The organism is Bradyrhizobium sp. CCBAU 51753 (genome assembly GCF_015291565.1).
Lineage (GTDB): Bacteria > Pseudomonadota > Alphaproteobacteria > Rhizobiales > Xanthobacteraceae > Bradyrhizobium > Bradyrhizobium ivorense.
This window is the reverse complement of the sequence record NZ_CP030037.1, coordinates 2970445-2996859: the sequence shown is the minus strand read 5'-3', so window position 1 is coordinate 2996859 and position 26415 is coordinate 2970445. Positions and strand designations below refer to the sequence as shown.

Genomic DNA, 26415 nt, shown 5'->3' with positions numbered 1-26415 from the left:
GACATCGATGCGGTCGCGAATCGCATCGATGTTCTTGCTGCATCGCTTGATGCAGCATCGGTCTGGAAAACCGGTTTTCACTTTTCCGGATGATGCTCTAGTATCTCTCCCAAACAAGAACCGTCCAGGGAGAGAACGATGTCGCATCACCTGATCTCGCGCCGCCAGATGCTGGCCGGCACGGCCGCCACAGGCGCGCTTGCATTGACCGGGTCTCCGGCCCGCGCCGAGGTGAACTGGAAGAAATATTCCGGCACCACGCTCGAGGTGATCCTGGCCAAGGGGCCGCGCGGCGACAATCTGCAAAAATACATCAAGGAATTCACCGAGCTGACCGGCATCAAGGTCGAGTCGGAGCAGATCCCCGAGCAGCAGCAGCGCCAGAAGGCGGTGATCGAGCTCGCCTCGGGCAAGCCGAGCTTCGACGTCATCCACCTCAGCTACCACGTGCAGAAGCGGCAGTTCGAGAAGGCCGGCTGGCTCGCCGACATGTCTGCTTACATGAAGGATCCGACGCTGACCGCGGCCGACCTCGTCGAGAGCGACTTTTCCGCGGCCGGGCTGCAATACGCCAAGAACGACAAGGGGCAGATGCTGTCGCTGCCGTGGTCGGTGGATTACTTCATCCTCTACTACAACAAGGAGCTGTTCCAGAAGAAGGGCGTCGCGGTGCCGAAGACGCTCGACGAGATGGTCGCGGCCGCGGAAAAGCTTACCGATGCCAAGGACGGCACCTTCGGCTTCGTCGGGCGCGGCCTGCGCAACGCCAACATGACGCTGTGGACCAACTTCTATCTCAACTATGGCGGCGAATTCCTCGACAGCAAGGGCAACATCCTGACCGACGGGCCCGAGGCGATCGCCGCAACAAAGCTCTATCAGACGCTGCTGACCAAGGTCGCGCCGCCCGGCGTCGCCGGCTTCAATTGGATGGAGTCGATGGCCTCGTTCACGCAGGGCCGCTCGGCGATGTGGATCGACGGCGTCGGCTGGGCGCCGCCATTGGAAGACCCGGCGGCCTCGCGCGTCGTCGGCAAGGTCGGCTACACCGTGGTGCCGGCCGGACCGAAGGGCCAATATTCGGCGACCTATGGCGACGGCATCGGCATTGCCGCGGCCAGCAAGAACAAGGAAGCCGCCTATCTGCTTTGCCAATGGGTGGTCTCGAAGAAGCAGGGCGCGCGGCTGTTGCAGGCCGGCGGCGGCGTCCCGTTCCGCAATTCGATATTGAACGATCCCGAGGTGCAGCAGGGCGTGAAGATGCCGAAGGAATGGCTGCAATCGGTGGTCGATTCCGCAAAGATCTCCAAGCTCGGCCTGCCCGTCGTGATCCCGGTCGCCGAATTCCGCGACATCGTCGGTGCCGCGCTGACATCGACCCTGTCGGGCGCCGATCCTGCCACCGAGCTGAAGAAGGCGCACGAGCAGTATCGCCCGATCCTGGAGCGCAGCGAAAAAGCGTGAGTGTGGTGACAGAAGCTCCGGCAGTCGCGCAACGCGCCGCGCCGGAACGTGAATGGCGTCCGCCGTCCTACTGGCCGTTCGTGATCCCGGCACTCGTCGTGGTGCTGGCGGTGATCATCTTCCCGTGGTTGTTCACGATCTGGATGAGCCTCAACGAATGGAAGGTGGGCTCGCCGATCACCTTCGTTGGCCTGTCCAATTATCTGCGGCTGCCCACCGATCCGCGCTTCGTCGAGGCGGTCGGCCATACGCTGGTCTACACCGCGCTGTCGGTGCTGCTGCCGCTGATCCTCGGCACGCTGGCGGCGATCGTGTTTCACCAGAAATTTGCCGCGCGCGGCTTTCTGCGCGGCATCTTCATCATGCCGATGATGGCGACGCCCGTGGCGATCGCGCTGGTCTGGACCATGATGTTCCACCCGCAGCTCGGCGTGCTGAACTATCTGCTGTCGCTGGCCGGCCTGCCGCCGCAGCTCTGGGTGTTCAATCCGACCACCGTCATCCCGTCGCTGGTGCTGGTCGAGACCTGGCAATGGACGCCGCTGGTGATGCTGATCGTGCTCGGCGGCTTAGCTGCGATCCCGACCGAGCCCTACGAGAGCGCGCAGATCGACGGCGCCAGCTTCTGGCAGGTGTTCCGCTTCATCACGCTGCCGCTGATCATGCCGTTCCTGTTCATCGCCGGCATGATCCGCATGATCGACGCAGTGAAGAGCTTTGACATCATCTTCGCGATCACCCAGGGCGGTCCCGGCTCGGCGTCGGAGACCATCAACGTCTATCTCTACAGCGTCGCCTTCGTCTATTACGACCTCGGCTACGGTTCGGCGATCGCAGTCGTGTTCTTCCTTTTGATCGTCGCGCTGGCCGCGCTGCTGCTGTATTTGCGCAAGCGCATGCTGTGGACATCAGAGCTCGGAGCCGGCGCATGAGCCTGCGTCAGATTGTTGGCCAGATCGGGCTGTGGCTGTCGGTGCTCGTGATCGTCTCGCCGGCGATCCTGTTCTTTCTCTGGATGGCCTCGCTGTCGCTGAAGTTCGAGGTCGACAACGCTGCCTATCCGCCGGTGTTCATCCCGGAGCACTTTGCCTGGAAGAACTACGCCGACGTATTCGCCTCCAATCGCTTCCTGACTTATTTCATGAACAGCCTGATCGTCACCGGCGCCGCCACCGGCCTTGCGATGCTGGTCGGCGTGCCCGCGGGCTACGGCATCGCGCGGATGGCGGCGCATAAATCCGCGGTCGTGATCCTGATCGCGCGCATCACGCCGGGCCTGTCCTACCTGATCCCGCTGTTCCTGCTGTTCCAGTGGCTCGGGCTGCTCGGCACCTTGGTGCCGCAGATCATCATCCATCTCGTGGTCACGGTGCCGATCGTGATCTGGATCATGATCGGCTATTTCGAGACCACGCCGCTCGAGCTCGAGGAAGCGGCGCTGATCGACGGTGCCACGCGCTGGCAGGTATTCCGCCATGTCGCGCTGCCGATCGCGAGGCCCGGGCTCGCGGTCGCCTTCATCCTCGCAGTGATCTTCTCCTGGAACAATTTCGTGTTCGGCATCGTGCTGGCCGGGCGCGAGACCCGCACCCTGCCGGTCGCGGTCTACAACATGATCTCGTTCGACCAGCTGAGCTGGGGCCCGCTCGCCGCCGCCGCGCTGATCGTCACCGCGCCGGTGCTGCTGCTCACCGTGATGGCGCAGCGGCAGATCGTCGCCGGGCTGACGGCGGGCGCGGTGAAGGGCGGTTAGCGAATCCCGTCATTGCGAGCGAAGCGAAGCAATCCATAGCTCCGCAAGTGGAGGCATGGATTGCTTCGTCGCTTTGCGCCTCGCAATGACGGGCGAAACCACGGAACACTGCGATCCGTTATGCTTATGCCCCGAGCGCCTTCAGCACCGCGGCCGAGTCGGTGACCCAGCCGAAAATCCCGCCCTGGGCCTTGATCATCTTCAGGCCCATCTCGTGGAATTCCGGGAAGTAGGAGGCGCAGCCGTCAGAGATCACGACGCAGCGATAGCCGCGGTCGTTGGCCTCGCGCACCGTGGTGTTGACGCAGACCTCGGTGGTGACGCCGCAGACCAAGAGGTTCTCGATGCCGTATTTCTGCAGGATGTCGCCGAATTCGGTGGCGTAGAACGCGCCCTTGCCGGGCTTGTCGATCACGATCTCGCTCTCGAGCGGATAGAGCGCGGGGATGATGTCGTGCCCCGCCTCGCCGCGGATCAAAATTCGTCCCATCGGCCCGGGGTCGCCGATCCGCAGGGACGGTGCACCGCGTTCGACTTTCGCGGGCGGGGCGTCGGAGAGGTCAGGCAGATGGCCCTCGCGGGTGTGGATCACGAGCATGTCGTGACCGCGCGCCATCGCCAGCACCGCGGCGATCGGCTGCACCGCGCGGGCAAGCTGGCTGACGTCATTGCCGAGCGTCTCGCCGAAGCCGCCGGGCTCGAGAAAATCGCGCTGCATGTCGATGATGACGAGCGCGGTCCGGCTCCAGTCGAGCGTAATCGGCTCCGGCTCCGCCGCGATCGTGCCGCTTGAGATCGTCATCACACCCCCCGCCCAACGCAATATCCCCGTGCATGGCAAGCAATCGACGTGCCATTGTATACGATGGATTTCGACCGGTCTTGGCATGATGATTGCTGGATCGACGTCGACCGAACGGCAAGGACCGACGGGTCGCCGCGTCGAACAATCGGGAGGACAGGCATGAACGGACTTGGTGGTCTCAACAAGTCACCCAATGGGGTGGTGATCGGACTGGTGCAGCTGCAACTGCCCGTGGTCGCGACGAGGGCCGATCTGGCGCGGCAGACCGAGCGCATTGTCTGGATGGTCGGCAAGGCGCGGCGCAATCTCGCCACCATGGACCTCGTCGTATTTCCTGAATACTCCCTGCACGGCCTGTCGATGGACACCAATCCGGAGATCATGTGCCGGCTCGACGGGCCCGAGGTGGCGGCGTTCAAGAGGGCCTGCATCGACAACAGGATCTGGGGCTGCTTCTCGATCATGGAGTACAACCCCCATGGCAACCCCTATAATTCGGGCCTGATCATCGACGATTACGGCGAGATCAAACTCTATTACCGCAAGTTCCATCCCTGGATTCCGGTCGAGCCGTGGGAGCCTGGCGACATCGGCATCCCCGTGATCGAGGGACCGCGGGGCGCCAAGATCGCGCTGATCATCTGCCACGACGGCATGTTTCCTGAAATGGCGCGAGAATGCGCCTACAAGGGCGCGGAGATCATGATCCGCACCGCGGGTTACACCGCGCCGATCCGCGAAAGCTGGCGTTTCACCAACCAGGCCAACGCGTTCCAGAACCTGATGGTGACGGCCAATGTCTGCATGTGCGGTTCGGATGGTTCGTTCGACTCGATGGGCGAAGGCATGATCGTCAATTTCGACGGCAGCATCATCGCGCACGGCACCACCGGACGCGCCGACGAGATCATCACCGCCGAGGTGCGGCCCGACCTCGTGCGTGAGGCGCGGATCAACTGGGGCGTCGAGAACAACATCTATCAGCTTTGGCACCGCGGATATGTCGCGGTGAAGGGCGGCGCGATGGATTGCCCCTACACGTTCATGCAGGACATGGTGTCCGGCCGCTTCCGCCTGCCGTGGGAAGACCAGGTCAGGATCACCGACGGCACATCCTGCGGCTTTCCCGCGCCGACACGCATGTTCGGAAAGGCCGCGAAAGCCGCCGAGTGACCTTTCCTACTTGAAGAAATGCACCAGGGCGATGCTGAGGCCGAGCAGCAACAGCAGCGACAGCGTCACCGCGGCGGTCACCCGGCCGCCGACGGTCGAGAGCACGCGCACGTCGACGCCGAGCCCGAGGGCTGCCATCGAGAGCACGGTGAGGATCACCGCCGTCTTGGTCACCGGCGCGATCACGATATCGGGCACCAGCTGGAGCGAGCGCAAAGCGGCCAGCGCCAGAAAGCCGATGATGAACCAGGGCACCAGCTTGAACGGTGAGATCGGGACCGTCTTGGCGTTGCCGGCCTTGCGCTTGCGCCGGGCGACGAACAGCGACAGGCCGACCACGATCGGGCCCAGCATCAACACCCGCACCAGCTTGACCAGCGTGCCGATCTGGGTCGAGACGATGCCGGCCGGCACGGTCGCGGCCAGCACCTGCGGCACCGCATAGACGGTCAGCCCCGCCAGGATCCCGTATTGGGTCGCCGACAGCTTGAGCAGCGGTATCAGCAGCGGCAGGCCGAGCACCATCAGCACGCCGAGAATCGCGGTGAACGAGATCGACGAGGCGATGTCGTCGCCGTCGGCCTCGATCACCGGCGCGACCGCCGCGATCGCCGAATTACCGCAGATCGAGTTGCCGCAGGCGATCAGGATCGAGAGTTTTGTCCGCAGCCCGAGCATCCGGCTGAGCCCAAAGCTCACCGCCAGCATGATCGCGACGGTCACCGCGATGGCGCCGATCAGGAGCCAGCCCGAAGCCACGATCGCGGCGAAGCTGATGGAGGCGCCGAGCAGCATCACGGCCACCTCGAGCAGCTGCTTGGCGCTGAAGGCGATCCCGGAACGCCAGCGCTCCGACGGCTGCCAGGCGGTGCGCACCGCCATGCCGAGCAGAATCGCAACCACCAGCGCCTCGATATAGGGGTGGTCGAAGACGTGCTCCTCGGCGGCCTGGATGCCGAGCGAGATCACGGTGATCACCCCGCAGAGCAGGATGCCGGGAATGAGCAGGAACAGGCGCTTTAGCGCGCCCGGCTTCTGCTTCTGGCGGTCAGGCCCTTTCGATAGCTCCGGCACAAAATCCTCGTCTTCGGAGAAGATTTTATGCGCCAGATCGCGCCCGTTGAGCAACTCATTTTCGGATTACGGCGATGCAGAGAAGTTCTATCTCGCAATTGATGTCAATATCGCGGGATTGACGATGCGCACAGTCGGCGCGGCGCCGGAACTGCTACACGGAGCTCGACGAGGAATAGAGGAATACGAGAATCGGTACTGGCACGCGCTAAAGCGCGGCGAACAGGCCCTGCGCCCATGCCACGGCACCGTCGAAGCTGAACACGCCCGGCTCGAAATAGGCCGCCCGCGCCAGCACAATGCCGACCACCAGTACCCAGAACACGCTGGTGCCCGCGGTCTTCAGCCAGTTCGACGCACGGGTGCTGCCGATCGAATTGTCGACCGCGGGGACCGGCTCGCCGAAGGGATCGAATGCGGATTGGCTCATCGTTCTGACCGTCTGGAATGTGGCCTAACATGTCGCGACGGCGGGCGCGGAAGCAAGGGTCGTGAAATGCCTTTTGCGGCAGCTCCTTGGAAGGACATTTTCCGGCGCAAAAGCCGCGGAGCATTTTCTTCTTGGGCGCCCCTGGGCGAGCCTTAACCATCGGTTACGCGCTGCGGCGCCACCCGCGGCAGCGTGATCCGCATGTGGGTCCCGATCCCCGGCGTGCTGTCGAGCTGAAGCTCTCCGCCGAGCCGGTTGGTGACGATGTTATGGACGATGTGCAGGCCGAGCCCGATCCGGCCATTGTCGCGGCGCGTGGTGAAGAACGGATCGAAGGCCTGCCGCCGCACCTCGCTCGCCATCCCGCAGCCATCGTCGCCGAACAGAACCTCCACCCGATCGGTACCCGCGGCACGCAGCCGGATCGTGATGGTGCCGCCCTTGCCGTCCGGAAACGCGTGCGCGACCGAATTGACGAACAGGTTGGTCAGCACCTGGCCGTAAGGGCCGGGATAGCTGTTCATCGCGAGGTCAGGCGCGAAATCGACCTCGAGCGCCAGATTGTTCTTCGGCAAGGCCGGGCGCAGGTTCGCGAGCACCTGCTCGGTCACCTCGCCGAGATCGAACGGGCGCCGCTCGAAATAGCTGCGGTCGACCGCCACCTGCTTGAACGACTGCACCAGGTCGGCCGCGCGCTTGAGATTGCCGACCAGCAGCGACGATGCGCTTTCGACCACCTCGACGAAATCGCTCAGGCTCGACCGCTTCAGCTTGCCGCGCGCCGCCTCGGCGGCGAAGTCGGCGCATTTCTGCTCCAGCACCGAGGCGACGGTGAGGCTTGGTGCCGACCGGACTGTTGATCTCGTGCGCGACGCCGGCCACCAGCCGGCCGAGCGCCGCAAGCTTCTCCGCCTCGATCAGCGAGGCCTGGGTTTCCTGCAGATGGTGTAATGCCCGCTCGGCGGCATCGCGAGCCGCGCGGATCTCGCGTTCGCTCCGCTTGCGCTCGGTGATCTCCTCGGCCGCAACGTTGACGCCGACGACGTTGCCGTTCGGCCCGAGTTGCGGGTGCCAGTGCGTGATCCAGCAGCGCTCGTCATTGTGGCCCGGGCGCTGGCCGTACACCTCGACGTCGGTGACGGGTTGCCCGGTCTCCATGATCGACCGCACGATGCCTTCGACCGCCGCGGCCAGCGCCCGGCACGCAATCGCGCACGGTGCGTCCGAGATGGCCTTCGACCGAGATGCCGCAGATCTCGGTGAGACGCTGGTTGATCTGCAGATAGCGGCAGTCGGGAGAGAGGTAAGCAAGGCCGATCGGCGCCGTGTCGTAGATCAACTGCAGCGCCGGTTGCTTGGGGAATTGAATCTCGTGGACGACGGACGACCCCATGTCCTTCTCCCCGGTTTTTGCAAGTCTAGCGCCTCGCGACCGGCTCGCAAGTAGCCCTCAGCCATGCTGAATTCAGGGCGGAACCCGTCCAGATTCGGCACGACCGGGCGTTGACACAGATCAAGGCCGCACCCGGGGAGCGCGTCAGCTTCCACTATTTGCCGCCGGCCGGAAATTTTCGATGAAGCGCAGCAGCACGCGCGCGCCGGTGTCGGCGTCGGCGAGTTCGACATGCTCGGCCGGATTGTGGCTGACGCCGCCGCGGCAGCGGACGAAGAGCATGCCGATATCGGCGACGTCGACCATCGCCATGCCGTCATGCCCTGCCCCGCTCGGCAGTTCGAAGCTGGCAAAACCCTCGGCGGCGACGGCGTCGGCAAGCTGCGCCTTCAGCCACGGCGCGCAGGGCACGCCGCGGTTCTCATGGGTGACATCGATCTGCAGCGCCAGGCCGCGGCGCGATGCGATCGCCTCGATCCGCCGCACGATATCGGCGACGGCGCGCTTGCGATGCATGTCGCTCTGCGAGCGGATGTCCATCGTGAACGAGACTTTACCCGGGATCACATTGGTGGCGCCGGGCATGGCGGTGATGGCGCCGACGGTGCCGACCAGCCCGGCTTGATCGCTCCGACAAAATTCCTCGATCGCGACGATGCATTCGGCGGCGCCCGCCAGCGCGTCGCGCCGCATCGGCATCGGCACGGTGCCGGCATGGCCGGCGGTGCCGGTGAGGCTGGCGGCGAGCCGGGTCGCGCCGGCGATGGCGCTCACCACGCCGACCGGCAAGCCCTTCTCTTCCAGCACGGGCCCCTGCTCGATGTGCAGCTCGACATAACCGAGCAGCTCGCGGCGCACGCGCGCCGCCTTGCCGATATGATCGGGGTCGAGCCCGAACTGCAGCAGCGCGTCGCGCATCGAAATGCCGGCGCGGTCGCATGTCGCCAGCACACTCTCGTCGAACGTGCCGGCCACCGCGCGGCTGCCGAGCAGGGTTGAAGCAAAACGCACGCCCTCCTCGTCGGCAAAGCCCACGATCTCGATCGCGAACGGCAGTCGCTTGCCGCGCCGATTCAGCTCGGCGACGCAGGCAATCGCGGTGATGACGCCGAGCGGGCCGTCCCATTTGCCGGCGTCGCGCACCGTGTCGTAGTGCGAGCCGAGCATCAGGCTTGGCAGGCCCGGCCGCTCGCCCTCGTAGCGGCCGCAGACATTGCCGATGGCATCGAGATGCGCGGCCATGCCGGCCTCGCGCATCCAGGACAGGATGAGATCGGCGGCCTTGCGGTGCTCGGGCGTGAGGAAGACGCGCGCCAGGTGCTCGGGCGTCTCCGAGATGGCGGCAAGCTCGCCGATCCGCGCCACGATCGCATCGCCAAGGGAATGGCCAAGGGATTTCATCTCGCTCATGCTCATTCAGTCCAATCCCCGTCCCGGCGTCTTGCCACACTCGTAGCAGCCTCGACCCGATTCACCAGCCGGCAATTGGTGCATCGATCGGTCTCACCGGCCGCCGGCCGGTTACCGGCTGCTTAACGGCATTGCATACAACGGTGATCGATCGCCCAAAATATATGCAAATTGTTCCGGCGCGGACCGCGGGCATGTCTATGACGATAGGCGTCGCCCTTCAATTTCAGATACTTAGCTGCGCCTGACCGCACAACGCGCTCTGGCACGAAGCTTGCGACATCTCTCCCAAGCTCCGCCGTGACGGCGCGGCTGCGACGAGGACAGGCGGCGGACCGCCGGAGGGAGCAGGCGATGGATTTTGGCAGCATTTCACGACGGCATTTATTGCAGGGAAGCGCCGCGTTGGCGCTCGGCAGCACGCTCGGCATCCGCGGCGCGGCTGCGGCCGAGACCACCATCGGCTTCATCTATGTCGGCTCGCGCGACGACTATGGCTACAACCAGGCGCATGCGCAGGGCGCCGCGGCGCTGAAGAAGCTCCCCGGCATCAAGGTGGTCGAGGAAGAGAAGGTGCCGGAGACCGACGCGGTCGAGAAGACCATCGAGTCCATGATCAACCTCGACGGTGCCACGCTGCTGTTCCCGACCTCGTTCGGCTACTACAGCCCGCACGTCCTCAAAATGGCGACCAAGTTTCCAAAGCTGAAATTCGAGCATTGCGGCGGCCTGTGGAGCGAAAAGGACCCGAAAAATGCCGGCAGCTATTTCGGCTATATCGACGAGGCGCAGTTCATCTCCGGCATCGTGGCCGGCCACTCGACCAAGAGCGGCAAGCTCGGCTTCGTCGCCGCCAAGCCGATCCCGCAGGTGCTGCGCAACATCAACGCCTTCACGCTCGGCGCCCGCCTCGCCAATCCGAAGGCGACCACGCAGGTGATCTTCACCGGCGACTGGTCGATGCCGGTCAAGGAAGCCGAGGCGACCAACAGCCTGATCGACCAGGGCGTCGACGTGCTGACGTGCCATGTCGACGGGCCCAAGACCATGGTCGAGAACGCCGCGCGGCGCGGCGCCATGGTGTGCGGCTATCACGTCAACCAGTCGCCGCTCGCACCGAAGGCCTATCTCACCGGCGCCGAGTGGAACTGGGAGGCGCTGTATCCAAAGTTCGTCAAGATGATCACCGCGGGTGAAGCGATCCCGAACTTCTATCGCGGTGGGCTCAAGGAGGAGATCGTCAAGGTCTCGCCCTATGGCGAGGCGGTGTCGGCGGAGGCGCGCAAGCACGCCGATGACGTCAAGGCCAAGTTCATGGCCGGCGACTTCACCATCTTCAAGGGCCCGGTCGTCGACAACAAGGGCAAGACCGTCATCGCCGCCGGCACCGACCGCGGCCAGCAGGATCCCGAGCTCGAGAAGATGGACTATCTGGTCGAGGGCGTGATCGGAGCCACCGCGTGACGGCGGAAGTGGAATCCGTGGAAGCGGTCGGCGTTGCGCCGGCCGCCGATCCCGGATTCCTTCAGCGCTACGGCGCCAGCATCGAATACGTCCTGATCCCCTGCGCGGCGCTGCTCGGCGCACTCGCGGTGTTCGGCGGCTTCGTCGCGCTCTACGGCAAGAACCCGCTCGACCTCTATTTCTACATGTATTATGGCGCGTTCGGGACATGGTTCTCCTGGCAGAACACCCTGACCCGCGCCGCGCCCTTGATCCTGACCGCGCTGTGCACCGCGCTGCCGGCGCAGCTCGGCATGGTGATCATCGGCGGCGAAGGCGCGCTTCTGATCGGCGCACTGTCGGCGACATCGGCCGCGCTGGCCTTGCAGGGCGCAGCACCGATCGTGGTGCAGATCGCGATGGTGATCGCGGGCGTGATCGGCGGCGGGCTGTGGATCACACTGTCAGGCGGCTTGCGCCAGTATCGCGGCGTCAACGAGACGATTTCGAGCCTGCTCTTGGTCTATATCGCGCTCGCCATCCTCAACCATCTGGTCGAGGGTCCGCTGCGGGATCCGGCCAGCCTCAACAAGCCGTCGACCCGCGAGATCGGCGCCGCCAACATGATCAGTAGCATTCCCGGCACCGACGTGCATTGGGGTCTGGTGTTCGGCCTCGTCGCGGCCGTTGCCGCCTACATCCTGATCTATCACACCACCTTCGGCTTCGCGGCGCGCGTTGCCGGCGGCAACATCCGCGCTGCGAAGATCGTCGGACTCAATGTCGGCCGGCTGATCCTGACCGTCTGTTTCCTTGCCGGCGCCTGCGCCGGGCTTGCCGGCATGATCGAGGTCGCGGCAGTGCAGGGCCGCACCAATGCCAACCTCGCCGCCGGCTACGGCTTCACCGGCATCCTGGTCGCATTCCTGGCACGGCAGAATCCGCTGGCGATCATTCCGGTAGCGATCCTGCTCGGCGGCATCAGCGCCTCCGGCGGCCTGCTGCAGCGGCGGCTCGGATTGCCCGACGCCTCGGTGCTGGTGCTGCAAGGCATCATCTTCGTGTTCGTGCTGGCGAGTGACGCGCTCTACGGCCGCATCGGTTTCTTCAAGTGAAAATCCTGAGATGGCGGACACCTCGCTCGGGCTCTGGACCGTCCCGCTCGCCGTGTTCGGCGGCGCGATTCGCGTCTCGACGCCGTTTTTGTTCGTCAGCCTCGGCGAATGCATCACCGAGCGGTCCGGCCGGATCAATCTCGGCCTCGAGGGCACGCTGGTGATGGGCGCGATGAGCGCGTATGGCATCTCCTATCTGTCCGGCTCGCCTTGGCTCGGCGTCCTCGCCGCAGGCATTACCGGCGCGCTGTTCGGCGCGCTGCACGCCGGCATCTGCTCGCTGCCGCGGGTCAACGACATCGCGGTCGGCATCGCCTTGATGCTGCTCGGCACCGGCCTCGCCTTCTTCCTCGGCAAGCCCTTGATCGAGCCGACCGCCGCACGGCTGCCGGCGATCGATTTCGGCTGGTGGAGCGACGTGCCGCAGGTCCGCGCCGCGCTCCGCATCAACGTGCTGTTCCTGATCGGGGTGGCGATTGCGCCCCTGCTGTATTGGGCATTCAAGAGCACGCGCTGGGGCCTGTTGATCCGCACCGCCGGCGAAAGCGCCGACGCGGCGCGCGCGATGGGCCATTCGGTGCTGCTGATCCGCTTGCGCGCCACCATGGTCGGCGGCTTCCTCGCCGGCATCGGCGGCTCGTTCCTGTCGCTGTTCTATCCCGGCAGCTGGAATGAAGGGCTGTCATCGGGACAAGGCATCACGGCGGTGGCGCTGGTGATTTTCGCGCGCTGGGACCCGATGCTGTGCCTGTGGGCTTCGCTCGCCTTCGGCGGCGCCGCCGCGCTCGGCCCGGCGTTGCAATCGGTCGGCATCACCTCCGGCTATCATTTGTTCAACGCCGCGCCCTACATTTTGACCCTGGCGATCATGATCATCACCTGCTCGCCGAAGCGCACGCTGACCGGCGCGCCGGCCGAATTGTCCATCACCCGATAGGTTTTGCGAGATCGTCCCATGCCCGAGCGCTTCATCAAGTCCGAGCCCTACGCCTGGCCCTACAATGGCGACCTGCGGCCGCAGAACACGGCGCTGATCATCATCGACATGCAGACCGATTTCTGCGGCGTCGGCGGCTATGTCGACAAGATGGGCTACGACCTGTCGCTGACCCGCGCCCCGATCGAGCCGATCAAGAAACTGCTCGCGGTGATGCGGGCGCAGGGCTTTCACATCATCCACACCCGCGAGGGCCACCGGCCTGACCTCGCCGACCTGCCCGCCAACAAGCGCTGGCGCTCGCGGCAGATCGGCGCCGGGATCGGCGATCCCGGCCCCTGCGGCCGCATCCTGGTGCGCGGCGAGCCGGGCTGGGAGATCATTCCCGATCTCGCGCCGCTGCCGGGCGAGCCCATCATCGACAAGCCCGGCAAGGGCTCGTTCTGCGCGACTGACCTGGAGCTGATGCTGCGGCTGCGCGGCATCGAGAACATCGTGCTGACAGGGATCACCACCGACGTCTGCGTCCACACCACGATGCGCGAGGCCAACGACCGCGGCTTCGAGTGCGTGCTGGTCGAGGATTGCTGCGGCGCGACCGACAAGGGCAACCACGAGCACGCGCTGAAGATGATCAAGATGCAGGGCGGCGTGTTCGGCGCGGTGGCGACATCCGCCGACCTGATCGGGGCGCTGTCGTGATCATCGGCGAGACGCCGGCCCCATCAGGCGCGTTCGGCGTCGACGCCATCGCGATGACGATGCGGTTCGGCGATTTCACCGCGCTCGACAATGTCGAGCTCAAGGTGCGGCCCGGCTCGTTCCACGCCCTGCTCGGCGAGAACGGCGCCGGCAAGAGCACGCTCGTCAAATGCATCATGGGCTATTACCACGCAACCGAAGGCGACATCCTGGTCGGCGGCCGCGAGCAGGCCATCGCCAACCCGAAGGATGCCCATGCGCTCGGGCTCGGCATGGTCTACCAGCATTTTACCCTCGTCCCCGCGATGACCGTCGCCGAGAACCTGGTGCTGGCGCGCGACGACGTGCCCGCCGTGGTCGACTGGCGCAAGGAGAAGAAAGAGCTCGAGGCCTTCCTGGCGCGGATGCCGTTCAAGGTGCCGCTCGACGCAAAAGTCTCCGACATCTCCGCGGGCGAGCGGCAGAAGTGCGAGATCCTCAAGCAGCTCTATCTGAAGCGCCGCTTCCTGATCCTCGACGAGCCGACCTCGGTGCTGACGCCGGGCGAAGCCGACGAGGTGCTCGGCATGCTCCGCGCCATGGTGGTCGCGGGCGAGCTGACCATCTTGATGATCACGCACAAGTTCCGCGAGGTGATGGCGTTTGCTGACGAGGTGACGATCCTGCGCCGTGGCAAGCTCGCCGGCACCGGCCGCGTCGCCGACCTCACGCCGGATGAGATGGCGCGCACCATGATCGGCGCCGAGCAATTGACGGTGCAGCCGCCGCGCTCTGGCGAGACCGGCGCGCCGCGGCTCGAGCTCGACAAGCTCACCGCGCTCGACGATGCCGGCGCGATCGCCGTGCACGGCGTGTCGCTGACCGTGCGAAGCGGCGAGATCGTCGGCATCGCCGGCGTCTCCGGCAACGGCCAGCGCCAGCTCGTCGAGGTGCTGGCCGGGCAGCGCGCGGCCGAGAGCGGCGTGATCCGGGTCCAGGGCGAGGCGTATGCGGCGAGCCGCGAAGAGATGCGCCGGCACAGGATGTCGCTGCTGCCGGAGGAGCCGCTGAAGAACGCCTGCGTCGGCGGCATGAGCGTCGCCGACAACATCGCGTTCCGTGAATTCGACCGCGCCCCCTTCGCGCGCGGCGGCTGGTGGCTGAACCGCGCGGCGTTCCGTAGCGACGCGACGCGCAAGATCAACCGCTACAAGATCAAGACCCGCACGCCGGAGACGCCGATCGCCGCGCTGTCCGGTGGCAACGTGCAGCGCGCGGTGCTGGCGCGCGAGCTATCCGACGACGTCGAGGTGCTGATCGCCGCCAATCCCTGCTTCGGCCTCGACTTCGCGGCGGTGGCGCAGATCCATGCCGAGATCATGGCCGCGCGCAACCGCGGCGCGGCGGTGCTGCTGGTGAGCGAGGACCTCGACGAATTGCTGGAGCTGTCCGACCGCCTGGTGGTGATGTTCCACGGCGAATTCGTCCACTATGCCCGCACCAGCGAAGCCGACCTCACCGAAATCGGCCGGCACATGGCCGGGCATTGAGGACGCGACGCGTCGCCTGGTCGCCGAAAGCGATCATCAAACGCTTCTCATCCGGTAGTACTTCGGCAACATGAGCCCCGCGCCAGCAAGCTCGGCTTCAAGCATATCCGAAAGACAAAGAAGCCATTCGTTGAGGCCGCGCTCGCGCCAGAGGTGTGCCCCGTTGAAGACAGACGGACGAAGCGCCAATCCGGCGACGTTATTCTTGTAACCAAGAATGCTGCACCACCTCACTCCATTGGCTTCGTGCGGCGTGAAAGACTCTTGATTGCTGTCTTCCGGAGAGAAGCCCTGCAGCCAGCTACCGACAACAAGGAGATAGTACTGAACCGGATAGACCATCCCGCGCGGTGACCGTATTTCGACGGGGTAGAACCGGTGCAAGTCAGGCTCGAACTGCTCGACGATTTTCTTCACAGCTGCGTCGACAGCCCACATGCGGTTGCTTAGACTGATGACCGAGGCCAGTTCATTGTAACCCTTATCGGTCTGAAAGAATCTGGGCGGCTCATGAACTTCAATCGGTGTAACCATCAGGTCATCGGGACCCGGCTGCCTGTGCCCAGGTTCATAAAGGAATTTTTCGACAACGCTGTACGCGTATTTCGATGCGTCGCGATAGAAGCTTTTTTGCGCGTCCGGCATCTGATCTTGATAGTACTTGATGAGTCGATGCCTCCAACCATCGCCATATTGATCGACGGGCCCCTCCTCATTGCCGTATGGCCCGTAACGACCGCCGCTGCGCGGAAGATACATTCCCCAGACCATCGCGCTTAGCCCCTCATCCCGGAATTGGTGACGCTTGCGAATTAAAGCGAAAAAGTGAACCGGTTCTTTTGATCCATGCGGAATCAAAGGGTAACCGAACTGCTCCAACGTTTCCCCAACTACGTGAGGGATGCAGTGGCGGTAGGGTTCCCTCTCCCCTTGCGGGAGAGGGTTAGGGAGAGGGGTACCGCACGGCACACTCTCTCAATTTGCACCTGAACGACTATAGCAGCGATAGCTCGGCTCTCGTTGACGATCTCGCCCGGAGCTTACCCCTCTCCCCAACCCTCCCCCGCAAGGGGGGAGGGAGCCCGTGCAGTGTGCTCACCTTACTTCCTATCCGGCGACCAAACTCAGTTTGGTGCAGGCTCTGGCTTACGACGTGCGCCGCCGCGCAGGAACGCCCGGCCAAAGCCGTCGTCATCGGCAGGCGCCAGGATCGCCCGATCGCGCGGCAGCGCATCGGGCATCTCGTCGCGGATGAAGGCCAGAAGCTGCCATTGAAGTCGGTCAGCGTATCGCGTCCATCCACCCGGTGCTAGACATCTCTCGGCTTCACGGTGATGCGGCCTGTCCTTTTGGTCGGAGAGCTTATGTCCTGGAATATTGCGCGACGGGCCTCTTCAAGGAGTTTACTGCCTGCGTCAGTCCATTGAGCTTCTCGCGAACTGAGAACCTGCATTAAGCCAAAATCCGCCAAAGCCTGTACCGCATGTTCTGCGGCAGACATTGCCTGCGGGTCAACGGAGCCCTTGTAGCTATCGAGGTATTGATCGACCATATTGGCTAGAGCAACCAACAACGTCTTTTCGCTTTCCGTCATACTGTCTTGCCTTGGTCGAGAACTCGACTAGAACCGCCCCTCGTCAGTCTGAAGGTATCCGGCCGCTTGCGACGGCGAAGTCATCCAGCGCGCAAACAGCGCCCGCCACGAACCGGCATGCAGGATCGCGAGGCAAACAACGACGCCCATGCCGGCGATGATGTCGGTGAAATAATGCCCTCCCACAGTGGGCGTTGCGGCGAGCATCAACACATTCAAGACAAGGAATGCCGGGAAAAGTAGTTTTACGCCCCGGGAGGCGTAGATCAGCATCACGGCGAGTGCCGCGTGGAAGGATGGAAACGTGATCAGGCCATTGACTTGCGCCAGCGAGATGCGCGTCATCTGACCGGCGCGCAGCGCGTTGAAGTCGGCCAGATGATAGGTGTCGGCGCGCTCGGTGACCCCAAAATGGACCCAGGCGCTTGCGGCCGGTATGATCCACGAGATCGGAATGATCACGAGCAGCGTTGCGACAAAAAGCCAAACGAATTCCCGCATTCTTTCAACTCGATCGCACGCGCTCAGCCACAGCAGCAAGACGGCGACCTGTATCATGCTGCTATCGTACGCAGTAACGAGAATCCCCTTGATCGTCGGTCTTGCATCGACCCATTCAAAGAAGGCCAGCCAGTCCAGCTTCAGCGCGGCGTCGGCCTCGGCGAGATGACGATCAATCAACGGGAAATTTGCGGTGACGGTCAGATAGCTCAAGACCGCTCCGGCGGCGGTAAAGACGACGAGCTGGGCGCACGCCGTCGCGAGTTCAGAGATACGTCGATCCGGCCTGAACCTCGTGTAGACAAGCACGAGCAAAAGCACCGAGCAGAGCGCAATCGCCTTCGCCGGACTGACAGTGACCGACATCCCGGACGCGAGAAGCCAGATCAGGTCGACGGCTGCGACGCTTGCAATGACTAGCCATAGAACTCGAACCTCGACGACTTGATTTGTCACCGTTGTGCCTTCCCACGATACGCCGGTATCGCGGTCCGGCACTCCAGGAATGCATCGTAGTGCGGGCAGCTTAAGGTTGCACCCGCCCGATCGTTAAGATTCTTCAGAATGCGGGACTTTCTGCTAACCATCAGTTGGGCGACGGCGCGACCGTGCGCTCACGCCGCGGCGCGCGGCGCAGGAAGTTGCGGCCGAAGCCGTCGTCATCCGCGGGCGCCAGGATCGCCCGGTCGCGCGGCAGGGCATCAGGCATCTCGTCGCGGATGAAGGCCAGCAGCTTCTCGCGGATCTCGCAGCGCAGGTCCCAGGATTGCGGCGCGTTGCGTGCACTGACCAGCGCGCGCAGCTCGATGGTGCGCGGATGGGTGTCGATCACCTGCAGATTGACCACCGCGCCGTCCCACAGCCGCGACTCCTTCGCCACCTGCTCCAGCCGCTTGCGGATTCGCGGCACGTCGGCGCTGTAGTCGACATGCAGCGCGATCGCGCCGATCAGCGATTGCGCATCGCGGGTCCAGTTCTGGAACGGACGCTCGATGAAATAGGCCAACGGCACGACCATGCGCCGCCAGTCCCACAGCCGGATCACGACATAGGTCGAGGCGATGTCCTCGACCCAGCCCCATTCGTTCTCGATGATCACGGCGTCCTCGATCCGGATCGGCTGGGTGACCGCGATCTGCACGCCGGCGATCAGATTGCTGAGCAGCGGCCTTGCGGCAAGACCGACGATCAAGCCGGCGGCGCCCGCGGACGCAAACAGGCTTACGCCATACTGCCGGACCGAATCGAACGTCATCAGCGCGGTGGAGACCGCGATGATCACGATCAGCGTGTCGGTGACCCGCTTGAAGACGCGAACCTGGGTGACGTGCTTGCGCGCCAGAAAGTTCTCGGCGATGTCGAGACGAAACTTGTCGAGATATCTGGCGGAGGCCATGTCGACGGCGCGGATCGAGATCCAGCCGACCAGTGCGATCACGGCAACGCCGAAGAAGTGGCTGAGCGTCTGCCGCAGCACGTCGTGGAGCGGCGCCAACGGCAGCACCAGCGCGACCGCCGCGAGGCACAGCGCCAGCCGGGTCGGGCCTGACGTGCGGTCGAGCAGCAGCGGCGCGACCGTGTTGCCCGGCTTGAACATGCGGCGCGCCACGCGCAGCGCGATCGAATGGATGACGAGCGCGGCGACGATTGCGCCCGTGATCAGACCGAGGCCGACAACCCAATCCGGCACCCAGCGAAAGGTGTGTTCCAACTCGGCAATGGCGTCCTGCATGCGACCCCGCCTGCTCCCAAGCACTGCTCGGCAGCTAACGCACGGAATTCGCAATCGCTTCTGACATCACCGCAAAGCAGCAATTCATCCAATGCATCTCACGATGCAATGGAACCTGGTCGCCTTCGCGCGATCGATGTTTCAGATTGCCGTACCAGTGCTAGGCGAGCCACCGCTTGCGTCTCTTGTAGTGCTTCACATTGCGATAGGATTTTCGTTTGTCACCGGCGACGCCGAGATAAAACTCCTTGACGTCTTCGTTGCTAGCGAGCGCAAGCGTTTCGCCATCCATTACGACGCGGCCGTTCTCGAGGATGTAGCCGTGGCTCGCATATCTGAGCGCCATATTGGTGTTCTGCTCGGCGAGAAGAAAGGATACGCCCTCCTTGACGTTGAGATCCTTCACGATCTCGAAGATCTCTTCCACGATCTGCGGCGCGAGGCCCATCGATGGTTCGTCGAGCAGGATCATCTTCGGGCGCGACATCAGCGCGCGCCCGATCACGCACATCTGCTGTTCGCCGCCCGACGTATAGCCGGCGGCGGAATTGCGTCGCTCCTTGAGGCGCGGGAAATATGCGTAGACCCTTTCAAGGTCCTGCGCGACCGCGAGCTTGCCATCCGTTCGCGTAAAGGCGCCGGTCAGGATGTTCTCCTCGACCGTAAGATGAGAGAAGGCGCGGCGCCCCTCCATCACCTGAATGCAGCCGCGCCGTACCAGTTCGTTTGGCGACATGGATTTCACCTCGACGCCATCGAACAGGATCGAGCCCTTGGTGACCTCGCCGCGCTCTGCGTGCAGCAGATTGGAGATCGCCTTCAGCGTCGTCGTCTTGCCGGCGCCGTTGGCGCCGAGAAGCGCGACAACGCCGCCTCGCGGGACCTCCAGCGAGACGCCCTTCAGCACGAGGATGACGTGATCGTAGACGACCTCGATATTGTTGATCGATAAAATCAGGGCTCCCGCTTCCGTCGCAGCGGTGACGACCTTGGCGATTGACACGCGCAGACCTCCAAACTGCAGCAGGGTCCGGAATCCGGGAGCAGGCAAACCTGCCTCTCCCGGATCATTTGCACGGGCTCAGGTCTCTTTCGCGCAGTCGCGCGGCGTGATCTTCTTCTCCGCGGCATACTTCGCGGACACATCGGCGACGAGCGGTTCGATCAACGATTCGTCGGCCGTGAACCAGTCGGAGATCACTTTCCAGCCCTTGCCATCCCATTGCTGGACGCGCCCGTAGCGCGCGCCCTCGTGGTCGGAGCAGGAAATGCTGACCGGCTTCAACATCCCCTCAAAGCCGAGTTCCTTGATACGATCAGCGGTGAGGATGAGGTTCTCAAGCCCCCAACGGACCTGCTCACCGGTCAGCGGCTTCTTGCCGAACTTTTCCTGCGCCTTGCGGATCGCCTCCACGCCAAGCATGGCATTCGTCATGCCGCGGTTGTAGAGAATTTCGCTGATCTTGCCGGGTTCTGTCGAACCTTTGCCCTTCGCGTAGAGGTATTTCTCCATGTCGGCGTGAACGGGAAACTTGCCGGCGCCGTGCTGAAGCATCAGCGACTTGTAGCCGGCGGCCTGGTCACCTGCCGGCGTCACATCCGGCTCTGCGCCTGACCACCACACGCCGATCATCTTGTCGCGCTGATAGGCGACGGCGGCCGCTTCCTTGATTGCCGTGCTGTTCATGACGCCCCAGCCCCAGACCAGGACATAGTCCGGCCGGTTCTGACGGATCGCCAGCCATTGCGACTTCTGCTCGACGCCGGGATGCGTGACCGGGATCGGCGTGAACTCAAAGCCGTATTTCTGCCCCAGCACCTGCAGCATCGGAATCGGCTCCTTGCCATAGGGGCTGTCATGGTACAGCAGCGAAATCTTCCTGCCCTTCAGCTTGTCGACACCGCCGAGTTCCTTGGCGACGTATTGGATCGCGATATCGGCCGCGGACCAATAGGTGCCGAGCAACGGGAAATTATAGGCGAACACTGCGCCGTTCTTGGAATCGGCACGGCCGTACCCCATCGTGATGATCGGGATCTTGTCGGTCGCGGTCTTCTCCGTGAGTGCGAAGGTGATGCCGGTCGACAGCGGATTGATGAAGGCGGCGCCGGTCGGTCCCTTGCTCTTGAGACGCTCGTAGCACTCCACTCCCTTGTCGGTCGCGTAACCTGTCTCGCATTCCTCGGTCAAAATCCTGACGCCGTTGATGCCGCCGTCACGTTCATTGATCAGATTGTAGTAGTCCACAACGCCGTTTGCGTAAGGCGCGCCGTTCACGGCGTACGGTCCGGTTCGATAGGATAGAATTGGAATGAATTGCTCGTTTTGCGCTGCGGCCGGTGCGCTGAATGCCGCGCCGGCCAAGGCCGCCGCCAGTATCGATACGCTGCGTGCAATAATTGTCATGTTATGTCCTCCTCCTTAACGTCGCTCTCTCCTGTATGCAGTGCTTGCTTCGTCTCCGTTGTCAGCGGCCGTCATCCGTGTTGCGATCGAGGCGCGATCGCTCCTTCAATATGGAAACGGCCAAAGTCTGAGCTTCTCCTTGCCGATCGATATCAGCCGGGCGAAGCCATGGGGTTCCTTGATGAGCAGATAACAGATCAAGGATCCGAAGATGATGAACTGGAGGTGAGTGATGGTCTGCGTCGACAGTGGCAGGCCGAGTTCGGTTGGAATCACATTCAGCATGATCGGCACGATGAGGATGAAAGCCGCCCCGATGAACGAACCCATGATCGATCCGAGCCCGCCGATGATAACCATGAACAGAAGCTCCAGCGAGCGGTCGATCGAGAACGCAAGCGGCTCCCATGAACCGAGGTAGACGAACGCCCAGAGCGCACCAGCCGTCCCGATGATGAACGACGAGACCGCGAAAGCCGTGAGTTTTGCATAGAGCGGCCGGATGCCGATCAGTTCGGCGGCGATATCCATGTCGCGGATCGCCATCCATTGCCTGCCAAGATTGCCGCGAACGAGGTTCTTCGCCAACACCGCTATTACGGTCACGAACAACAGGCACAGCAAATAGCGCTCGACCGGCGTGCGAACCACCATACCGAAGAAATTCAGTTCCGGCGCATTCACCGATCCCGACGGAGCGTAGTTGGTAAACCACGGGATCCGCAGGAACGCCCAATCGAAGAAGAACTGTGCGGCGAGCGTTGCGACCGCCAGGTAGAGACCCTTGATCCGCAGACTGGGAATGCCGAACAGGATTCCGGCACCCGCCGCCATCAACCCGCCAAGCAGGATGGACGCCAGCACGGGCAACGGTGGGATCGCGACCGCGAAGCCGAGCCAGGCAAGCGGAATGTGAACGCCGGTCGCCAGCTTGTAGGCGGAATAGGCGCCGATGGCCATGAACGCGCCGCTGCCGAGCGAGATCTGGCCGCAATAGCCGACGAGAATGTTTGTCCCGATGGCGGCGAGCGCCAGGATGAGGAAGGGCAGCAGGATGGCCCACAACAGATAGTCGGTGCGGAACGGCCAGATATGGAAGCTGGCCAACAGCGGCACGCCAATGAAGGCAATCCCGAGCAGGATGGCGAGCGCGATCCGATCCTGACGGATCGGGAAGATCGCCATATCCTCCGCGTAGGTCGTCTTGAACTGGCCAGCTTCGCGATAAAGCACGACGATCTCCTTGCCTCAGATACGTTCGATGATGCGCTCGCCGAACAGACCCTGTGGCCGCAACAGCAGCACTGCCAACGCCAGCACGTAGGCAAACCAATATTCGATGCCGCCGCCGATCGATGGCCCGAGGTACACTTCTGCGAGTTTCTCACCCGCGCCGACAATGAGCCCGCCGACAATGGCTCCCGGAATCGACGTGAGTCCTCCGATGATCAGGACTGGCAGCGCCTTCAGCGCCAGGAAGGTGATGGAGAACTGCACGCCAAGCTTGGTCCCCCACACGGTCGCCGCGACCAGCGCGACGAGACCGGCAACGAGCCAGACCACGAACCAGATCCAGCTGATCGGAATCCCGACCGAATGCGCGGCCAAATGGTCGTCGGCGACGGCTCTGAGAGCGCGACCGGTCTTGGTACGCTGAAAGAAGACGGCGAGGCCGGCGACCAGGACGCCCGCGATCAATGCGCCCCAGACATCCAGCTTGTTGACCAGAATCCCACCCGGGAACAGGCCCTCAAACAAGAACCAGGCGTCGGTCGGGAACAGCCGCAACGGGTAGACATCCGATCCGAAGATCATCTCCGCAGCGCCCTCGATGACGAATGTGACGCCGATCGTCGACATGAACAGCGTCAGGCCGTCCTGGTTGACAAGGGGTCCGATCACGAACCGCTCGATGAGCCAGGCCGTTGCCGCCATGATCACGGCGGCAAAACCGATCGCGACGACCACCGCGACCCAAAGCGGAAGGCCGTTGGCGACCAGGAGGTCGAGGGCGCGAACCAGCGCCAACCCTGCGAGCAATACCATTGCTCCCTGCGCATAGTTGAATACGCCGGATGCCTTGAAGATCAGCACGAAGCCGAGCGCGACCAGCGAATAGAGCACGCCGGACATCAATCCGCCGATCAGGACCTCGAGAAACTGACCCAATGCGATCACGAGTGCTCCTCAGCGCGCAACTCCAAGATAGGCGTCGATGACCGACTGATTCCTCTTCACCTCGTCCGGCGTGCCGTCGGCGATCTTGACGCCGTGATCGAGCACCGCCACGCGATCCGACAGATCCATGACCACGGCCATGTCGTGCTCGATCAGGGCGATGGTCGTGCCGTAATGGTTGTTCACGTCGATGATGAAGCGCGACATGTCCTCCTTCTCCTCGAGGTTCATGCCTGCCATCGGCTCGTCGAGCAGGAGAAGATCGGGCTCCATCGCCAGGGCGCGGCCGAGTTCGACACGCTTCTGCAAGCCGTACGGCAAACGCCCAACCGGTACCTTGCGGATTGTCTCGATCTCCAGGAAGTCGATGATCTCCTCGACCTTGCGCCGATGCTCGGCCTCCTCTGCGAGAGCAGGGCCGTAACGCAGCACCTGCCACAACAGCCCCCGGCGCACCTTCAGGGTGCGGCCTGTCATGATGTTGTCGAGCGCGCTCATGCCCTTGAACAGGGCGACATTCTGAAAGGTGCGTGCGATGCCGCCGCGCGCCGCCTCGAACGGCTGCATTTTGGTCCGGGTACGCCCCTTGAAGGTGATGACGCCGTGGTTGGGATGATAGAAGCCGTTGACGACGTTCAGCATCGAGGTTTTGCCGGCGCCGTTGGGGCCGATGATGGCTCGAATTTCGCCTTTTCTGACATTGAACGAAACGTCCCGCAGCGCCTTGACGCCGCCGAAGGCCAGGGCCACGCCCTCGACCTGCAGCAGGATTTCGTTGCTGTCCGGCGCTCTCATGCCGCTCGTCCCAACGCTTCTGCCGGACCGACGACTTGCATGTCGCGAACCTTGACCCGCGCCGCGATCGTGCCCTTCCGGCCATCCTCAAACGTCACTTCCGTGGAAATGTCGGCGTCTTGCGCTCCGCTGTAGAGTGCCGTGATCAACGAAGCATAGCGTTCGGCAATGAAGCGGCGGCGCACCTTCTGCGTGCGGGTCAGTTCGCCGTCATCCGCATCGAGTTCCTTGTGCAGAATGAGGAAGCGGCGAATCTGGGCGCCCGCAAGCAGCTTCTCCGCGGCCAGGGAGCGGTTCACCGCGGCAACGTCCTTGGCGACCATATCGTAGACCAGCGGATGCCCGGCAAGCTCGTGATAGGACCCGTAGGCGACGTTGTTGCGTTCCGCCCAATTCGCGACCGCGACCGGGTCGATGTTGAGCATCGCGCATACGAAATCCCTGGAGTCGCCGAACGTGATCGCTTCCTTGATGTTGGGATAGAACTTCAGCTTGTTCTCAAGGTACTTGGGGGCAAACATCGTGCCGTCAGCCAGCCGACCGACGTCCTTCGCACGATCGATGATCTTCAGATGCCCGGTCTTCTCGTCGAAAAAGCCGGCATCGCCGGTCCTGACGTATCCGTCGGATGTGATGGCCTCCGCCGTTTTTGCCTGATCCTTGAAATATCCGAGGAACATGCCGGGCGAGCGAAACTGCACTTCGCCCGATTCCGCGATGCGGATGTCGACATTGGGCGCCGGCGGACCAACCGTATCCGAGTAGATTTCGCCATCGGGCTGGCACGTCACATAGAGGAACGCTTCGGTCTGGCCGTAGAGCTGTTTCAGGTTCAGTCCGATCGAGCGGTAGAACGCGAACAGATCCGGGCCGATGGCCTCACCTCCGGTGTATGCGACCCGCAGCCGGGACATGCCAAGAACGTTCTTGAGGGGCTCGTAGACCAGCCAGCGCCCGAGTGCGTAGAGCAAGCGGCCTGACAGCGGCACCGGCCTTCCGGTCAGGACCTGCTCGCCATACCGGCGCCCGACGTCGAGGAAGTAGTTGAACATCCGCCGCTTGATCGGCGCAGCGTCCTCCATGCGGACCATCAGCCGGGTCAACATGGCCTCGAAAATTCGTGGCGGAGCCAGGTAGAAGGTTGGTCCGATCTCATGCCGGTCCTGCTCGATCGTGTCGCGGCTTTCGGGACACGCCATGCAGTATCCAGTCACGAGGCCCTGCACATAGCTGACGTAGTGATCGCCCGCCCAGGCAAGCGGCAGATAGGCGAGCACCACGTCCTGGTCGGTCAGTCGATCGAATCGCGTGGTATCGATTGCGGCATCGATGCCGCCTCGCGACGACACCATGACGCCCTTCGGCGCGCCGGTCGTTCCCGAGGTGTAGAGGATGACCGCGACGTCAGAACCGTCGCCTGTCCGAACCAGTTCATCGATCCGTTCGCCCAGCGCGGCGTCGGCGGCAAGGGCCGCGCGACCGTCCTCGATGACATCGTCGATCGCAATCGATCGATCATGATCGTAGCCCTCAAGCCCGCGCCGCTCGTCATAGACGATCTTGTCGAGTTGCGGCAGTCGATCGGACACCGACAGGACCTTGTCGACCTGCTCCTGGTCTTGCGCGGCGACCAGCTTCGCCTCGGCATGGGCGAGAACAAAGGCAAGTTCGTCGGCCACCGCATCCGCGTAGACCGGAACGGGAATTGCGCGCAGCACCTGCGCTGCCATCATGGTCCAGTAAAGCTTCGGCCGGTTGGAGCCGACCACGGCGATCGTGTCGCCCGGCCGCAGGCCCAGGCGATGCAAACCCGCGGCATAGGCGCGCACGACCCCGGCAACTTGCGCCCAGGTCCAGCTCTGCCAGATGCCAAGATCCTTGTGCCGATACGCCGGACGCGTGCCTAACTGCGCTGCATTCCGCAGCAGCAATTTGGGGAACGTGTCAAACGATCCGCCACCGGCCATGTCGGTCTCGATC

At 63.5% G+C, this 26415-nt stretch carries 24 protein-coding genes and 1 pseudogene; 9 read left to right on the top strand and 16 right to left on the bottom strand.

What is annotated here, in order from left to right; translation table 11 throughout:
* Window positions 1-138: 138 nt before the first annotated feature.
* From XH93_RS13385 to XH93_RS13375, 3 genes are read left to right on the top strand one after another with little or no spacing between them, the layout of a single operon-like run.
* Window positions 139-1464 carry a sugar ABC transporter substrate-binding protein gene (locus tag XH93_RS13385; protein ID WP_194473862.1) on the top strand — a complete coding sequence of 442 codons (1326 nt, stop codon included), beginning with the start codon at window positions 139-141 and terminating at the stop codon, window positions 1462-1464.
* Window positions 1461-2396, top strand: coding sequence for a carbohydrate ABC transporter permease (locus XH93_RS13380; RefSeq protein WP_194473861.1), 936 nt, complete (start codon window positions 1461-1463; stop codon window positions 2394-2396). Before XH93_RS13385 ends, XH93_RS13380 begins: the two co-directional genes overlap by 4 nt.
* Window positions 2393-3217, top strand: a complete 825-nt coding sequence (locus XH93_RS13375; protein ID WP_172626774.1) for a carbohydrate ABC transporter permease — start codon at window positions 2393-2395, stop codon at window positions 3215-3217. Before XH93_RS13380 ends, XH93_RS13375 begins: the two co-directional genes overlap by 4 nt.
* Window positions 3218-3341: 124 nt before the next feature.
* Here XH93_RS13375 and XH93_RS13370 read toward each other — a convergent pair whose 3' ends face one another.
* Window positions 3342-4019, bottom strand: a complete 678-nt coding sequence (locus XH93_RS13370) for a cysteine hydrolase family protein (protein WP_194473860.1) — start codon at window positions 4017-4019, stop codon at window positions 3342-3344.
* A gap of 162 nt (window positions 4020-4181) precedes the next feature.
* On the opposite strand from XH93_RS13370, the gene XH93_RS13365 reads away from it, so the two are divergent.
* Window positions 4182-5195: a formamidase gene (locus tag XH93_RS13365; RefSeq protein WP_194473859.1), complete on the top strand. Its 1014-nt coding sequence runs from the start codon at window positions 4182-4184 to the stop codon at window positions 5193-5195.
* Window positions 5196-5201: 6 nt separating this feature from the next.
* Here the strand turns inward: XH93_RS13365 and XH93_RS13360 are convergent, their stop codons facing one another.
* The 5 genes and pseudogenes from XH93_RS13360 to XH93_RS13345 form a co-directional block, all read right to left on the bottom strand.
* Window positions 5202-6209, bottom strand: a complete 1008-nt coding sequence (locus XH93_RS13360) for a YeiH family protein (protein WP_371815113.1) — start codon at window positions 6207-6209, stop codon at window positions 5202-5204.
* A gap of 268 nt (window positions 6210-6477) precedes the next feature.
* Complete coding sequence (locus tag XH93_RS13355) at window positions 6478-6699, bottom strand: hypothetical protein (RefSeq protein ID WP_194473857.1); 222 nt, start codon at window positions 6697-6699, stop codon at window positions 6478-6480.
* A 152-nt stretch (window positions 6700-6851) separates the two neighbouring features.
* Window positions 6852-7601, bottom strand: a complete 750-nt coding sequence (locus XH93_RS43085; protein ID WP_246799610.1) for a HAMP domain-containing sensor histidine kinase — start codon at window positions 7599-7601, stop codon at window positions 6852-6854.
* 154 nt (window positions 7602-7755) lie between these two features.
* Window positions 7756-8092, bottom strand: a pseudogene (locus tag XH93_RS42325) (PAS domain-containing protein); the annotation flags it as partial.
* Window positions 8093-8236: 144 nt separating this feature from the next.
* Window positions 8237-9502: an allantoate amidohydrolase gene (locus XH93_RS13345; RefSeq protein ID WP_194473856.1), complete on the bottom strand. Its 1266-nt coding sequence runs from the start codon at window positions 9500-9502 to the stop codon at window positions 8237-8239.
* Between the two features lie 354 nt (window positions 9503-9856).
* On the opposite strand from XH93_RS13345, the gene XH93_RS13340 reads away from it, so the two are divergent.
* From XH93_RS13340 to XH93_RS13320, 5 genes are read left to right on the top strand one after another with little or no spacing between them, the layout of a single operon-like run.
* Window positions 9857-10966: a BMP family ABC transporter substrate-binding protein gene (locus XH93_RS13340; RefSeq protein WP_194473855.1), complete on the top strand. Its 1110-nt coding sequence runs from the start codon at window positions 9857-9859 to the stop codon at window positions 10964-10966.
* Window positions 10963-12060, top strand: a complete 1098-nt coding sequence (locus XH93_RS13335; RefSeq protein ID WP_194473854.1) for an ABC transporter permease — start codon at window positions 10963-10965, stop codon at window positions 12058-12060. The genes XH93_RS13340 and XH93_RS13335 overlap by 4 nt, the downstream gene beginning before the upstream one ends.
* A 10-nt stretch (window positions 12061-12070) precedes the next feature.
* Window positions 12071-12997, top strand: coding sequence for an ABC transporter permease (locus XH93_RS13330; protein WP_139481688.1), 927 nt, complete (start codon window positions 12071-12073; stop codon window positions 12995-12997).
* A gap of 18 nt (window positions 12998-13015) precedes the next feature.
* The gene (locus tag XH93_RS13325; RefSeq protein WP_194473853.1) at window positions 13016-13699 is read left to right on the top strand and encodes a cysteine hydrolase family protein; all 684 of its coding nucleotides are present in this window, start codon (window positions 13016-13018) and stop codon (window positions 13697-13699) included.
* Window positions 13696-15228 carry an ABC transporter ATP-binding protein gene (locus XH93_RS13320; RefSeq protein ID WP_194473852.1) on the top strand — a complete coding sequence of 511 codons (1533 nt, stop codon included), beginning with the start codon at window positions 13696-13698 and terminating at the stop codon, window positions 15226-15228. The genes XH93_RS13325 and XH93_RS13320 overlap by 4 nt, the downstream gene beginning before the upstream one ends.
* Window positions 15229-15264: 36 nt before the next feature.
* On the opposite strand, the gene XH93_RS13315 is transcribed toward XH93_RS13320, so the two are convergent.
* The 10 genes from XH93_RS13315 to XH93_RS13270 form a co-directional block, all read right to left on the bottom strand.
* The gene (locus XH93_RS13315; RefSeq protein WP_194473851.1) at window positions 15265-16107 is read right to left on the bottom strand and encodes an imm11 family protein; all 843 of its coding nucleotides are present in this window, start codon (window positions 16105-16107) and stop codon (window positions 15265-15267) included.
* 430 nt (window positions 16108-16537) lie between these two features.
* Complete coding sequence (locus tag XH93_RS13310) at window positions 16538-16822, bottom strand: hypothetical protein (RefSeq protein ID WP_194473850.1); 285 nt, start codon at window positions 16820-16822, stop codon at window positions 16538-16540.
* A gap of 27 nt (window positions 16823-16849) precedes the next feature.
* Complete coding sequence (locus tag XH93_RS13305) at window positions 16850-17821, bottom strand: phosphatase PAP2 family protein (RefSeq protein WP_194473849.1); 972 nt, start codon at window positions 17819-17821, stop codon at window positions 16850-16852.
* A gap of 88 nt (window positions 17822-17909) precedes the next feature.
* On the bottom strand, window positions 17910-19055 hold the full coding sequence (locus tag XH93_RS13300) for a mechanosensitive ion channel family protein (protein ID WP_194473848.1): 1146 nt from the start codon (window positions 19053-19055) through the stop codon (window positions 17910-17912).
* Window positions 19056-19215: 160 nt separating this feature from the next.
* Window positions 19216-20058 carry an ABC transporter ATP-binding protein gene (locus XH93_RS13295; protein ID WP_139864689.1) on the bottom strand — a complete coding sequence of 281 codons (843 nt, stop codon included), beginning with the start codon at window positions 20056-20058 and terminating at the stop codon, window positions 19216-19218.
* Window positions 20059-20136: 78 nt separating this feature from the next.
* Window positions 20137-21462 carry an ABC transporter substrate-binding protein gene (locus tag XH93_RS13290; protein ID WP_194473847.1) on the bottom strand — a complete coding sequence of 442 codons (1326 nt, stop codon included), beginning with the start codon at window positions 21460-21462 and terminating at the stop codon, window positions 20137-20139.
* 105 nt (window positions 21463-21567) lie between these two features.
* Window positions 21568-22695, bottom strand: a complete 1128-nt coding sequence (locus tag XH93_RS13285; protein ID WP_194473846.1) for a branched-chain amino acid ABC transporter permease — start codon at window positions 22693-22695, stop codon at window positions 21568-21570.
* Between the two features lie 15 nt (window positions 22696-22710).
* Window positions 22711-23640: a branched-chain amino acid ABC transporter permease gene (locus XH93_RS13280; RefSeq protein WP_139864691.1), complete on the bottom strand. Its 930-nt coding sequence runs from the start codon at window positions 23638-23640 to the stop codon at window positions 22711-22713.
* 9 nt (window positions 23641-23649) lie between these two features.
* Window positions 23650-24435, bottom strand: coding sequence for an ABC transporter ATP-binding protein (locus XH93_RS13275; RefSeq protein ID WP_139481698.1), 786 nt, complete (start codon window positions 24433-24435; stop codon window positions 23650-23652).
* Window positions 24432-26402, bottom strand: a complete 1971-nt coding sequence (locus tag XH93_RS13270; protein WP_194473845.1) for a long-chain fatty acid--CoA ligase — start codon at window positions 26400-26402, stop codon at window positions 24432-24434. Before XH93_RS13270 ends, XH93_RS13275 begins: the two co-directional genes overlap by 4 nt.
* Between the last annotated feature and the right edge of the window lie 13 nt (window positions 26403-26415).